Source organism: Microcella humidisoli (genome assembly GCF_024362325.1).
Taxonomy (GTDB): Bacteria; Actinomycetota; Actinomycetes; order Actinomycetales; family Microbacteriaceae; genus Microcella; species Microcella humidisoli.
Genome location: NZ_CP101497.1, coordinates 1449680 through 1463680, shown reverse-complemented (window position 1 = coordinate 1463680; position 14001 = coordinate 1449680). Strand labels below are relative to the sequence as shown.

General features: G+C 72.3%; 9 protein-coding genes. All 9 read right to left on the bottom strand.

Annotation, left to right across the window (positions count from 1 at the left end; all coding sequences use genetic code 11):
• Window positions 1-11 precede the first annotated feature (11 nt).
• On the bottom strand, window positions 12-1820 hold the full coding sequence (locus NNL39_RS07025; RefSeq protein WP_255158335.1) for an ABC transporter ATP-binding protein: 1809 nt from the start codon (window positions 1818-1820) through the stop codon (window positions 12-14).
• Complete coding sequence (locus NNL39_RS07020; RefSeq protein ID WP_255160908.1) at window positions 1817-3658, bottom strand: ABC transporter ATP-binding protein; 1842 nt, start codon at window positions 3656-3658, stop codon at window positions 1817-1819. The genes NNL39_RS07025 and NNL39_RS07020 overlap by 4 nt, the downstream gene beginning before the upstream one ends.
• Window positions 3659-3914: 256 nt before the next feature.
• Complete coding sequence (gene ddaH, locus NNL39_RS13015) at window positions 3915-5111, bottom strand: dimethylargininase (protein WP_322972904.1); 1197 nt, start codon at window positions 5109-5111, stop codon at window positions 3915-3917.
• A 10-nt stretch (window positions 5112-5121) separates the two neighbouring features.
• Window positions 5122-5586: a hypothetical protein gene (locus NNL39_RS07010; protein WP_255158333.1), complete on the bottom strand. Its 465-nt coding sequence runs from the start codon at window positions 5584-5586 to the stop codon at window positions 5122-5124.
• Window positions 5587-5669: 83 nt separating this feature from the next.
• Window positions 5670-7265, bottom strand: coding sequence for a bifunctional phosphoribosylaminoimidazolecarboxamide formyltransferase/IMP cyclohydrolase (gene purH / locus NNL39_RS07005; RefSeq protein WP_255158331.1), 1596 nt, complete (start codon window positions 7263-7265; stop codon window positions 5670-5672).
• Between the two features lie 18 nt (window positions 7266-7283).
• A complete protein-coding gene (gene purN / locus NNL39_RS07000; RefSeq protein ID WP_255158329.1) occupies window positions 7284-7877 on the bottom strand; it encodes a phosphoribosylglycinamide formyltransferase in 594 nt (197 codons plus the stop codon).
• A gap of 9 nt (window positions 7878-7886) precedes the next feature.
• The gene (locus tag NNL39_RS06995) at window positions 7887-9110 is read right to left on the bottom strand and encodes a cell division protein PerM (protein WP_255158327.1); all 1224 of its coding nucleotides are present in this window, start codon (window positions 9108-9110) and stop codon (window positions 7887-7889) included.
• Window positions 9111-9165: 55 nt separating this feature from the next.
• Entirely contained in the window at window positions 9166-10707 is a 1542-nt protein-coding gene (locus NNL39_RS06990) for an APC family permease (protein ID WP_255158325.1), read from the bottom strand.
• 102 nt (window positions 10708-10809) lie between these two features.
• Window positions 10810-14001, bottom strand: a complete 3192-nt coding sequence (ptsP, locus tag NNL39_RS06985; RefSeq protein WP_255158323.1) for a phosphoenolpyruvate--protein phosphotransferase — start codon at window positions 13999-14001, stop codon at window positions 10810-10812.

Here is a 14001-nt window from a genome sequence, read left to right as displayed (position 1 = left end):
AGCAGCGCGCGCTAGACGAGCGACTCGCGCCAGGCCGCGTGCAGCTGGGCGAACTTGCCCGTGCCCGCGATGAGCTCGGCGGGCGTGCCGTCTTCGATCACGCGGCCGTGCTCCATGACGAGCACGCGGTCGGCGATCGCCACCGTCGAGAGCCGGTGCGCGATGATGACGGCCGTGCGGTCGGCCAGCAGGGTCTGCAAGGCCTGCTGCACGAGCCGCTCGCTCGGGATGTCGAGCGAGGCCGTGGCCTCGTCGAGGATGAGCACGGTCGGGTCGGCGAGGAACGCCCGCGCGAACGAGATGAGCTGCCGCTGCCCCGCCGAGACACGACCGCCGCGCTTGTTCACGTCGGTGTCGTAGCCGTTCGGCAGCGACTCGATGAACTCGTGCGCGCCGACGGCCTTCGCCGCCGCGACGATCTGGTCGCGAGTCGCGTCAGGGTTGCCGAGCGCGATGTTGTCGGCCACGGTGCCCGAGAACAGGTAGGCCTCCTGCGTCACCATGACGATCGCGCGCCGCAGGTCTTTCGGGTGCAGTTTGCGCAGGTCGACGCCGTCGAGCGTCACGGCTCCGCCGGTGGGGTCGTAGAAGCGCGCGATGAGCTTCGCGAGCGTCGACTTGCCCGCGCCGGTCGTTCCGACGAGCGCGATCGTCTGGCCGGCGGGGATGGTCAGTTCGAGGTCGGGCAGCACGACGGAGTCGTCGTTGTAGGAGAAGCGCACCTGATCGAAGTGCACCGTGCCGCGTGCCTTCCACAGGTCGATCGGCGTCGTCGGGTCGGGCACGCTCGGGGCCTCTTCGAGCACGCCCGAGATCTTCTCGAGCGCGGCCGCCGCCGACTGGTAGGAGTTGTAGAACATCGCCATCTCCTCGGCCGGATCGAAGAACCGGCGCGTGTAGAGCACGATGGCGAGCAGCGAGCCGATGAGCAGCGCGCCGTCGACGACGCGGAACGCCCCCACCACGAGCACGGCCGCGACCGTCACGTTGCCGATGAGAACGAGCCCCGGGTCGAAGATGCCGAACAGCCGGATGACGCGCGCGTTCGCGTCGCGGTAGTCCTCGACGTGGCCGGCGAACTGCCGCTCGTTGCGCGGCTCTTTGCGGAACGCCTTGACGGCGCGGATGCCCGTCATAGTCTCGACGAAGTGCACGATCAGCCGGGCCGAGGCCACGCGCGTCTGCCGGAAGAGCTTCTGCGAGCGCACCTGGAACCACCGCGTCAGCAGCAGCAGGGGAATGAGCGAGACCGCGAGCACGATGCCCGACACCGGGTCGAGCAGCACGAGCGCCGCCGCGGTGAAGCCCATGTAGAGCAGCCCCGAGACGAGCTGCGTGAGCCCCGAATCGAGCAGCTCGCGAATGGAGTCGAGGTCGCTCGTCTGGCGCGCGATGATGCGCCCCGAGGTGTACGACTCGTGGAACTCGAGCGAGAGGCGCTGCGTGTGCAGGAAGACACGCTTGCGCAGATCGAGCAGGATGGCCTGGCTCAAGCGCGCGCTGATCACTTGGAACGCGGCCGCGAGCGAGGCACCCGCGATGCCCGTGACGACGTAGGCGCCCACGATGAGCGCGACGGGCATCCAGTCGTTCTGATCGAGCAGCGCCGGCAGGCCCGTGTTGATGCCGAGGGCGATGAGCGCGGGGCCCGCCACCTGCAGCGCGATCGAGATGACGAGCACGACCATCGTGCCGACGATGCGCCAGCGCACCGGGCGCACGAGCGAGCCCAGCAGCCGCAGCGATCGGGCGCGGATCTGCTTCGATTCGGCGCGCGAGAAGTCGTCGCGCTCTTCTCCCTCGACCCCCGTGACGCTCATCGGGTCACCTCGCCCTCGTTGTCGATGACTCTGCTCTCGCGGTCGATCGCATCGCGGCGTCGACCCTCTTGCTCGGCGAGCTTGAGCTCGCGGTCGGCGCGTTCGGCCGCCGCGAGCTCCTCGTCCTCGAGCGACGAGATGACGTAGCGGTAGTGCTCGTTGCGCTTCAGCAGCTCGCTGTGCGTGCCCACGTCGGTGATGCGGCCCTCCTGCAGCAGCGCGACGCGGTCGGCCATCTGCACCGTGGACGGCCGGTGCGCGACGATGAGGCCCGTCGTCGTCGCGAGCACGCGCCGCAGCGCCGCCTCGACGAGGGCCTCGGTGTCGACGTCGAGCGCGCTCAGCGGGTCGTCGAGCACGAGCACGGCGGGGTTCGCGGCGACGGCGCGCGCGAGCGCGAGCCGCTGGCGCTGGCCGCCCGAGAGGCTCAGGCCCTCCTCGCCCACGGTCGTGTCGACGCCGTCGGGCAGGCTGTGCACGAAGTCGGCCTGGGCGATCTCGAGCGCCTCGGCGAGCACCCGCTCGGCCTCGGCGGCATCGGCCGGGTCGTCGCTCTCGGTGAGCTCCGGGCGGCCGAGCAGCACGTTGTCGCGCACGCTCGCCGAGAAGAGTGTCGCGTCTTCGAAGGCCATGGCGATGTGGCGGCGCAGCTCTTCGCGCGTGAGGTCGCGGATGTCGACGCCGTCGATGAGCACGCGCCCCGAGGTGACGTCGTACAGGCGCGTCGCGAGGGCCGTGAGCGTCGTCTTGCCGCTGCCCGTGATGCCCACGAGCGCCATGGTCTCGCCGGGTTCGAGCTCGAGGGTGACGCCGTCGAGGATTCCGGGCTGGTCGGCGGGAGCATCCTGATACCGGAACACCACGTTGTCGAACGTGAGCCGACCTGTGGGCGCCGCGACGGTGACCGGCGACGCGGGATCGGTGATCGTGTTGACCTCGTCCATGACCTCGAAGAAGCGGTCGGTGGCCGTGCGCGCATCGAAGGTCATCGAAAGCAGGAAGCCGATCGATTCGATGGGGAACCGCAGCACGGTCGCCGTCGCGAAGAACGCGAACAGCTCGCCCACCGTGAGCTCGCCGTTCGCCGCGAGCGCGACGCCGCCGAGCAGGCAGAGCGCGAACGCCACGTCGGGCACGAGCAGCAGCCAGAACCAGATGCCGGCGATCGCCTTCGCCTTCTCGATCTCGGTGCCGCGCAGCAGCTCGGCCTGATCGGCGAACTTCAGCAGCGAGTGCTTGCCGCGCCCGAAGGCCTTCAGCACGCGGATGCCGTGCACGCTCTCCTCGACCGCCGTGGCGAGGTCGCCCTGCTGGTCCTGCGCGCGGCGCGCGATGACGGAGTACTTGTTCTCGAACAGGTAGCCGTAGATCCACAGGGGGATGCTCATCACGAGGAAGAGCAGCCCGAGCCAGAGGCTCCAGTTGATGAGCACGACAAAGCCGATGACGATCGTCACCGAGTTGACGATGAGCAGCACGAAGCCGAACGACAGCCAGCGGCGGATGAGGTTGAGGTCGCTCACCGCGCGGCTCAGCAGCTGCCCCGACTGCCAGCGGTCGTGGAAGGCGACCGGCAGGTCTTGCAGCTGCGCGTAGAGCCCGTTGCGCATGCGCGCCTCGATGTGGGTGCCAGGGGTCAGCACGAACAAGCGGCGAAGCATGATGAACACGGCCTCGAGCACACCGAGCACGAGCACGATGATGGCGGCGGGCCAGATCTGCGCGGGGTCGCCGCTGCGCAGCGGACCGTCGACGAGGCCCTGCAGCACGATCGGGATGATGAGCGTGACGATGCCCGCGGCGAGCGCCGCGCCCATGCCCGCGTAGATCCACGGCATGGCGGGCTTCGCGTAGGGGTAGATGCGCGCGATCGCGCGGAAGGTGCTCAGGCGGGGCTGGTCTGGTTTCGTCGTCGACACGGTGCGTCCTCGATGGTGCTCCCCCGCTCGTGGCGGGGGGCGATGTTCAGTGGTGGCAGAAGGGGTTCCGGGGTGGCCGGGCGAAGCCTTCCAGCCTATGCGTTTGGTATGACGATTGTCGAACCTGGCCCGAATCGTGATGCGGGCGTTATCGGCGTTCGGCCTACGACCGAACTCAGCGCACGAGCACGCTCAAGCACGTGACGCAGCCCTCGAGCTTCTCGAACTCCGAGATGTCGACCGTCACCACGCGGTAGCCGAGCGAGCGGATGAGCTCGGCGCTCTGCGGCGCCGACGCTGCCATGAGCACGGCGTCGTCGCTCAGCACGACGACATGGCCGCCCTCGACCTCGGGCATGGGCAGGAAGTTGCGCCACATCGACACGTCATCGATGAGCGAGGGATGCCCCACCACGGTTCCGTCGGGCAGCGCGGTCACGGCGCTCTTGAGGTGCAGCGCCTTCGTCACGGGCACGGCGACGACATCGCGACCGTGCCGCCGCGCGATGGCCCGCAGCTGCCGGATGCCCTCGGCGTTCGTGCGGCCGCCGCGGCCGACGTAGAGCACGTCGCCGATGGGCAGCACATCGCCGCCGTCGAGCGTGCCCGGCTCGACGATGCGCTCGATGCGCAGACCCAGTTCCCGCGCGGTCTGCTCGGCGGCCTCGATCTCGGGGCGGCGCGACTCGGCACCCGGACGCGTGACGACCGCGGTGTCGCCGACCATCACGAGGGCGTCTTCGATGAACACCGAGTCGGCCAGCTCGTCGGCCGGCGGCACGTCGACGGGCGTGAAGCCCTCGGCACGCAGCGCCTCGACGTAGGCCTCCCACTGGGCGTCGGCGAGATCCATGTCGACGGGCACGCGCTCCTGGTGGGTCAGCTCGCCCTCCGCGAGGCGCGAGCTCGGCATGCGCACGATGGCCAGGCGGCGGGATGCCGCGGCGCCCGCCTGGCGCGCTATCCAGACCCGCCGGCCCACCGTGACCACCGCGAGCACGGCGACGACCTGGAACAGGAGGTTGAAGCCGAGCACGCTGATCCACAGGTAGTCGATGAGCTCGCCGCTGATCGGGTTGCCCGCCGCGACGATCGCGAGCAGCGCGCCGAGCCACGACGACACGAACGCGGCGAGCACCGCAACCGCGAGGGCGATCCAGCGGTTCTCGAGCACGCCCGCCGTGCCGATGACCGCGACGAAGACGAACAGCAGTATCGACGAGAACCCGAAGACCCCGTTGACCTGCGCGAGCACCTCGACCGTGGCGCCGTTGATCGCGGCGAACAGCACGACCGTCACGAGGTGCGTGACGAGGGCGACCGCGAGCGCGGCGAGGGCGGAGTCGAGCAGGCGGCGAGCGAGGGGCGTCATGGGTTTAACGCTACTGGGGGTTGTCGGTGCCCAGCTCCGCGATCCAGTCGTGCAACCGCACGGCGTCGGTCGGCCCTTCGAGGTACGGATTCGCGAGCACATGGATGATCGCGCGCACCCGCGCGTCCGTCATCGCGATGTCCTCCCGCACCTCGATGTCGTCGGCCCACTGCGCCAACTCCTCGACCGAGTGGGTGCCACGCGCTGTTCGCTCGAGCGTGACGCGCAGCATCCGCGGTTCAAGCTCGACAGCGCCGTCCGAGTCCCATGGGAACGCGCGCAGGGCTGCCAGGACGCGCTGTCGCTCCGGCGACAGATCGAGCAAGGCCAGCACCAGGTCGCGCCGTTCAGCCCGGAGTTCGGGCGGGAGTTCGGTCATGTCCACAGGGTCGCACGGATCGACGGCGCCGTGAGCGGTGCCCCCGATCGCATCCATCGGTCGCATGTTGCGAGGCGCACCGACGACGACGCTCATTCGGGACCGATCGACGCCCGCGATGCACAGGCCGACGCGTGCACGGACCCGTCCGGCGCGCAGAAGGCACCCGCAGCTCGCGGCTAGTGGAAGAAGTGCCGCTCGCCCGTGAGGTACATCGTCACGCCGGCCGCCTGGGCCGCCGCGACGACCTCCTCGTCGCGCACCGAGCCACCCGGCTGCACGACCGCCGCGACTCCCGCGTCGAGCAGCACCTGCAGGCCGTCGGCGAAGGGGAAGAACGCGTCCGACGCGGCGACCGAGCCGCGCGCCCGATCGCCGGCGCGCGACACGGCGAGGTGGCACGAGTCGACCCGGTTGACCTGCCCCATGCCCACGCCGACGGATGCTCCGCCCGAGGCCAGCAGAATGGCGTTCGACTTGACGGCTCGGCACGCGCGCCACGCGAATTCGAGGTCGGCCAGCTGCTCGGCCGAGGCGGCAGGGCCGGAGACGAGCTGCCAGTCGCTCGCGGGCGCGAACGCGCGGTCGGCGCTCTGCCGCAGCCACCCGCCGCTCACCTGGCGCAGCTCGACGTCGCCGAGCGCGAAGCCCGCGGGCAGCTCGATGAGCCGGATGTTCTTCTTCTCGCGCAACACGTCCAAAGCGGAAGGCTCGAAGCCGGGCGCAACGACGACCTCGGTGAAGATGGGCGCGATCGACTCGGCGGCCTCGCGCGTGATGACGCGGTTGGCGGCGATCACTCCCCCGAAGGCCGAGACCGGGTCGCAGGCGTGCGCGGCCGCGTGCGCTGAAGCGATCGAGTCGCCGACGGCGATGCCGCACGGGTTCGCGTGCTTGATGATCGCGACAGCGGGAGCCTCGTGGTCGTAGGCGGCGCGCACGGCGGCGTCGGCATCCACGAAATTGTTGTACGACATCTCCTTGCCGTGCAGCTGGGTCGCCTGCGCGATGCCGTGGCTGCCGTCGGCGCGGTAGAGCGCCGCGTGCTGGTGGCTGTTCTCGCCGTAGCGCAGCACCTGCTGCAGCCGCGCCGACACCTGCAGAGTCGAAGGGCTGCCGTCACTGGCCGGGTGCTCCGCCCGCACGCCGAGCGTGTCGGCGAACCAGCCCGCGACGGCGGTGTCGTACGCGGCCGTGTGCGCGAAGGCCTTGGCGGCGAAGCGCTGCCGCTGCGCGAGCGTCGTGCCGCCGAGCGTGAGCGCCTTCGTCACCATGACGTAGTCGGCCGGGTCGACGATGATCGCGACGTTGGCGTGGTTCTTCGCGGCGGCGCGCACCATCGCGGGCCCGCCGATGTCGATCTGCTCGATGACCGCGTCGCCCTCCGCGCCGCTGGCGACCGTCTGGACGAAGGGGTACAGGTTGACGATCACGAGGTCGAACGGCGAGACACCGAGCTCGGCGAGCTGGGCCTCGTGCGCCTCGAGGCGCAGGTCGGCGAGAATGCCCGCGTGCACCTTCGGGTGCAGGGTCTTGACGCGCCCGTCGAGCGTCTCGGCGAATCCGGTGACGGCCGCGACCTCGGTGACGGGATGCCCCGCCGCGGCGATCGTCGCCGCGGTCGAGCCCGTCGACACCATCTCGACGCCGCCCGCGGCGAGCGCCGCCGCGAGCTCGAGCAACCCCGTCTTGTCGCTCACCGAGATGAGCGCACGGCGCACGGGCACCGCGTCGCGGTGGCGGTAGAGGGCAGGGTCGTGGGCGGGGCCGGCCATTGAGGTCTCCAGGGGTGATCAGGGGGTGGATGCTGCGCCGAGCCCGATGGACCCGTCGGCGATGCCGCGCACGACGTCGATGAGCAGGCGCCTCTCGACGGGCTTGATGCGCTCGTGCAGGCTGTGCTCGGTGTCGTCGGGCAGCACGGGCACGCGCTCCTGCGCGAGGATCGGGCCCGTGTCGACGCCGGTGTCGACGACGATGACGCTCGCGCCGGTCTGCGCGACGCCGGCGGCGAGCGCGTCGCGCACGCCGTGGGCGCCGGGAAACTCGGGCAGGTACGCGGGGTGCGTGTTGATGAGCCGCGGCGCGAGTGCCTCGACGACCGCGGGCGGCAGAAGACGCATGAGTCCGCTCAGCACGACGAGGTCGGGCTGCCACTCGGCGATCGTGGCGAGCAGCTCGTCGCCCCAGGCCTCGCGCGAGGGGAACGACGAGTAGGGCACGGTGAAGGCCGGAATCCCGAACGCCTCGGCGTGCGCGAGCCCCTCGGCCTCGCGGTCGGCGCCGACGGCGACCACGTGGGCGGGGTACTCGGCATCGCGGGTCGCCTCGAGCAGAGCGCGCAGGTTCGACCCGCCGCCCGAGATCAGCACGACGACCCGCAGCACCCGCCCAGGCTACCGGGTGCGCGCGGAGGCCAGCGGCCGGGGACCCCGCACACCGCCGGCGAGCAGACCCAGGGATGCTCCGATGAGGGTCTCGACGAGCATCCACAGCCCCACGGCCGTCGGGTCGGGCCCGACGACCGCGAGTCGTCCGGGCCCGGCGGAGCCGGAGGCGACGACCGCGAGGAAGGCCATGGCGCCGGCCGCGACGAGGGCGGCGGCGAGCCCGGTGCCGAGGGCCCACAGGCCGAGGGACGCACCGTCGAGGCCGCGGACGAGCCGCGGCCGCACGGCGATACCGGCCGCGAAGGCCGCGAGCAGCGGCACGGCGAGCGTCAGGTAGCCGAGCGGCGAGGGCTCGGCGGGCAGCGCGCCGAGGATCGGCACGGCGGGAAGCGGACCGAGTGAGGCCGCGATAGGGCTCACGCTCGAGCCCGCGCCGACCGCGAAACCGGGGCCGACGAGCCAGGCGGCGGCCCACAGCACGAACGTGGGCAGCAGGGCGAGCTGCGCCGCCGTGAGCGCGATGCCGCCGAGCACTCCCGCCTGCACGCTCTCGTACAGGGCGATGATCTGGCCGTAGCCGAGCACGAGGGCGGTGGTCGTGACGAGCGAAGCCGCCACGACGACGGTTGCGACCGTGCCGAGCCCCGCTCGCAGCGCCGCGCCGCCCGCGGCAACCCAGGGCTGCGGGCCGTCGGCGATGAGGGCGCGCAGCCGCAGGCGCGCCGGATTGCTCGCGCCGATCGAGCCGATCGCGAGCCCCAGCCCCAGCACGAGGGCGGGGAACAGCAGCGCCTGCCCGCGCGACGGCAGGGCACCGGGCTGGCTCGCGCTGAGCACGACAAGCCCCGAGAGCACGACGACGGTGCCGAGCGCCACGAGCTCGCCGAGCACACGGTGCGGCTCGTGGCGAAGGCGGCGCGCGAGCGAGACCCCGGCGAGCAGGGTGCACAGCGCGAACCCGCTGAGCGCGATCGAGACCACGAACGGGTCGCCGACGCCCGTCACGTCGAGCGCGAGCGCGGTCTGCGCATCGAGCTGGAAGGTCACCGTCACCCCGTGCCCGATGAGCCAGATGATGACGGCGGCCCGCCAGAACTCCGACCAGTCGACCTGGAAGCCGAACTGCACCGCCCACATGACGGTGAGGATGCTGAGCGGCACGGCGATGCCGATACCGACGATGAGCAGCGCCTCGAGGGCGCTCAGCACGGCGGTCAGGCGGCGGGTCATGTCGGGGGCGAGCCTAGCGCCGCCCGACCGGGCGACCCGGAGTGCCTCGCGGAGGTCAGCGACCGCCGTCGATCGATCGGATGACCGGCAGATCGCTGTCGGGCACGAGCACCTCGGTGCTCTCGTTGAGCGTCTCGCCGCGGAAGAACGGGCGCGAGGCCGGCACCAGTGCCCACACGCCCATCAGCACGGCGCCGATCGCGAGCGAGCCGACGCCGACGACGAAGACGCCGCCGATGCCGAACAGCACGGTGTAGCCGTAGTCGGGGTCGAGCATGTCGACCACGGAGAACCCGAAAGCGGCCGTGAGCATGGCTGCGCCCAGGAAGGGCAGGATGCCGCGCATCCACAGCGTGCTCGCGCTCTGCAGCAGGGTGCGCCGGAAGTACCAGACGCACGCGAACCCGGTGATGGCGTAGTAGAAGGCGATGGCCAGCCCGAGCGACAGGATCGTGTCCTGCAGCAGGTTGTCGCTGATGAGCGACATGCCGACGAAGAAGGTCGACGCCACGACACCCATGAGCACGGTCGAGAATCCCGGGGTCTGGAACCGCGGGTGCACCGAGGCGAAGCGCCGGGGCAGCGCGCCGTAGACGCCCATCGCGAGGGTGCCGCGCGCCGTCGGCAGAATCGTGGTCTGCGTCGACGAGATCGCCGAGATCATGACGGCGAGCACGAGCAGCCACGCCCAGGGGCCGAGCACGGCGTCTTTCAGTGCGAAGAAGACGTCGTCGGCGTTGTTCTCGTTGCCGAGGCCGAGGCCCTCGGTGCCGAGCCCCGCGTAGGCCATCGCCGCGACCGCGACACCGACGTAGGTCACGAGCAGGATGAGGGTGGTGAGCACGGCGGCGCGGCCGGGAATGCGCTTCGGGTCGCGCGTCTCCTCGTTGAGCGCGAGGCAGGTGTCCCATCCCCAGTAGATGAACAGCGCGAGCAGGATGGACTCGACGAATCCGCTGAAGCTCGCGAAGCCGAACGGGTTGAACCACTCGAGCGTGGGCGGCGTCGCGGTGGCCGGCGCCGTTCCCGTGGCGAACGAGACGATGACGGCGACGACGAAGCCGATGAGAGCCAGGTACTGCACGCCCAGCAGGACGTTCTGCAGCCGCTCGCCGATCTCGAGGCCGCGCCAGCTGATGAACGTCATGATCGCGATGAACACCACTCCCGTCGCGGTCACGGCGACCGGGTTGCTCGCGACATCAGGGGCGATGAGCAGCCAGAGGTAGATGGCACCGATCTGGGCCAGGTTCGAGAGCACGATCATGCCCGCGACGGCGACGCCCCAGCCGGCCATCCACCCCACCCAGGGCCCGAAGGCTTTCGTGGCCCACGTGAAGGCCGTGCCGCAGTCGGGGATCTCGCGGTTCAGCTCGCGATAGGCGAAGGCGATGAGCAGCATGGGCACGAAGGCGATGATGAACGCCACGGGAGCCTGCGCACCCACGGCGAGCACGACGAAGCCGAGAGTGGCGGCGAGCGAGTAGACCGGCGCTGTCGATGCGAGGCCGATGACGGTCGACCCGGCCAGCCCGAGCGTCCCCGTGGCGAGGCCCTTGCCCTCGGCGGTGGGCGGAGCAGCGGCGGTGTCGGTCATGGATGCTCCCTCGTCAGCTGGCGTCATCGCGCCGCCGGACGGCGGCAGGGCGACAGTAGCACCGCCCGCGATCGCGGGACGAGGGGTTGACGGGTGCCGGGGTCAGGGCAGAGCCGCGCGCGCCGCAGCACGAGCAGCGGCGGGATCGGGCGCGGCGCACGCGGCCGCGGCGGCCTCCCGGCACTGCGCGAGCGTCACTCCCGCGAGCCGCGCGCCCACGGTCGGGATCGCCCGGGCGACCATCGAGAGGCTCGTGGCGCCGAGCCCGACGAGTACGGCCGCGAAGTCGGGGTCGGCCGCCGCCTCGCCGCACAAGCCCATGGGGGTGCCCGAGGCCTCGGCCGCCTCGCCCACGAGCCGGATCATGCGCAGCAGCGCGGGCTGCCACGGGTCGGCGAGCGCGGCGAGCGCAGCCGACATGCGGTCCGCCGCCATCGTGTACTGCGAGAGGTCGTTCGTGCCGACGCTCAAGAAGTCGACCTCGGCGCACAGCTCGGCGGCCGTGATCGCCGCGGCGGGCGTCTCAAGCATGATGCCGACGCTCGCGATTCCCGCCGTTCGGGCACGGGATGCGAACTCGCGCGTCTCGGCGAGCGTCGCGATCATCGGCGCCATCACGGCCACGTCGACTCGCTCGAGCGCTGCCGCCTCGGCGATCGCCTGCAGCTGCCGGTCGAGCACGCCGGGATCGCGGATCGCCGTGCGCACGCCCCGCAGGCCGAGCACGGGATTGGGCTCGTGGATCGGCGTGAAGAACGGCAGGGGCTTGTCGCTGCCCGCATCGAGCGTGCGCACGATGACGCGCTGCTCGGGAAACGCGGCGAAGACCTCGCGGTAGGCGGCGACCTGCTCGGCGATGCTCGGCTCATCGGCGCGGTCGAGGAAGCAGAACTCGGTGCGGAACAGCCCCACGCCCTCGGCGCCCCGCTCGACGGCGCGCGAGATCTCGCGCGGCGCGCCCACGTTGGCGCTCAACACGACCCGGTGCCCGTCGGCCGTGCGGCCGGGGCCGATGAAGGGGGGCAGCGTGATGACGCCGGTCGCTGTCGCCTGCTCGGCGGGGCCGGGCTGCACGATGACTTCGCCCGTGTCGCCGTCGACGAGCACGAGCGTGCCGTCGGCGATGAGCGTCGCCCCCGGCACCCCGACGACGGCGGGAAGCCCGAGCTCGCGGGCGATGATCGCCGTGTGCGAGGTCGGCCCACCCTGCTCGGTCACGAGCGCGAGGCAGCGGGCGGGATCAAGCGTCACCGTGTCGGCCGGGGCGAGATCGTCGGCGACCAGGATGTAGGGATCGCGGCGCTCGGGCAGCCCCGGCGGCTCGACGCCCGTGATCGCCGCGATCGCGCGATCGCGCACGTCGTGCAGGTCGGTAATGCGGTCGAGCAGCTCGCCGCCGGCAGCACGGTACTCCTCGGCGAGGCGGCCGATCGACTCCCAGACCGCGCGCTCGGGGGTGAGTCCGCGCTCGCGCACGGCGAGCACCGCGCTCTGCCGCAGCACCTCGTCGTCGGCGATCGCGGCGGTCGCGACGAGCACCTCGGCGCGGTGCCCGGCGGTCTCGTCGGCACGACGGCGGTAGGCCTGCGCGGTCGCGTGCAGCGCATCCGCGACGATCGCTGCCGCTGCGGCGCGAGCGGGTGGCGCCATGATGGCCGTCGCGCTCGGCTCGGCGATCGCGTGCACGAGCACGGCGACCGGCCCGATGACGCGCCCCGCGCTCACCCCGAGGGGTCCGGTGCGCGCCTCGGACGCATCGGGGTCGCTCGGCAGGGGGATGACGACCGGTTCGCCGAACCCGCTCTCGATCAGCGCGCTGAGCGCGCGCACGGCCGCCGCGGCGTCGGGGCCGGTCGCCGCGATGCGCACCGGCATGCCGGCCTTGACGGTCAGGATCGAGATGCTGAGGGGGCTGCCCGCAGGCGCGGCGGGCTTGCCCTCGACCTCGAGCGTGATCGTCGCCGCGAACGTCGAGGCCAGGGCGGCGATCTCGGCTGCGGGGCGTGCGTGCAGCCCGCCCTCGTTGCGCACGACGGCGACGATCGACACGGGTGCGCCGTCCGCCGCGTCGCTCTGGGCCGCGGGAGTGGGCACCGCTGCATCGGGGGGCGCGAGCAGGGCGAGCTTCGGAGTGAGGGCCGCGCTCGCCTCGGCGGCCACGACCGCGAGGTCGTCGCCGGCGCCCGCGCGCACGGCGGCCGCGAGCAGCCCCTCGACAAACGGCGCGGGCACGACGCGCACGTCGATGCGGCCGCCCAGCAGCTCGAGCGCCATGTCGGCGCTGAGCACGGCCGACCCGAGGTCGGTGAGCACGACGACGCCCGCGCCCTCGGAGGCCTCGCTGATCGCCGCCGCGACGCGCGTGGCGTTGGTGCCCGTGCCGCCGTCGGCACGACCGGCCGCGATCGCGATGCGCGGCGGCTCATCGCCCACGACTTCGTGCGCAAGGGCGACGGCGGCCTCGGCGAGCGCGAGGCTGTGCGAGACGAGCACGAGCCCGACCCGGGGGCTCCGCGTGCGGGCGGGCGGGGGCGCGTCGGCCACCGTTGCGGTCACTGCGGGCGCGGGTGCCCGAGGGCTCGACGATGACGACTCGCGCGCCTCGGCCGGGTCGCCGACAGCGGCCTCGCGCGCAGGCTCCCCGGTAGCGACGGCCGCGTCCCCGCCCGTGTCGAGCGCCGCGGCGAGCGCGTCGAGCAGCAGCGCGACCGAGGCCGCACCGGGATCGATCGACCCGAGGCTGCGGTCGCCGAGGTAGCTCGCCCGTCCCCGGCGCGCGACGAGCTGCGCGGTCGCGTCGCGCCCGGCGCGGGCTGCGATCGCAGCGGTGGATGCGGCGGCCGGGAGGGGCGCGCCGGTCGCGACCGCCGCATCCATGGCCTCGATCGCGGGCACGAGCGCGTCGAGCAGGGTCTTGTTGCCGGGCTCGGCGCGGCCGCGGTCGCGCACCCCCGCCTCGCCGGCGCGCAGCGCCGCCACGAGCCCCGCGCCGTCGAGCGCCTCCGCCTCGCCGCACTGGGCTCCCGCGCGCAGCAGCAGGGTGCCGAACAGTGGTCCGCTCGCTCCGCCGACGCTGCTCACGAGCGTGAGCCCGGCCCGTGTCAGCGCCTCGCGCACGCCGCCGGGAGGCTGCGCGTCGAGCTGCGCGACGACGGCCGCCGTGCCACGGCGCAGATTGGCACCGTGATCGGCGTCGCCGATCGCCGCATCGAGGGCCGTGAGGTACTGCTCGTGCGCGGCGGTCTCGGCCGCCCAGCCGCGCAGCCACGCGATCGCCGCGTCGAGGGTCAGCAC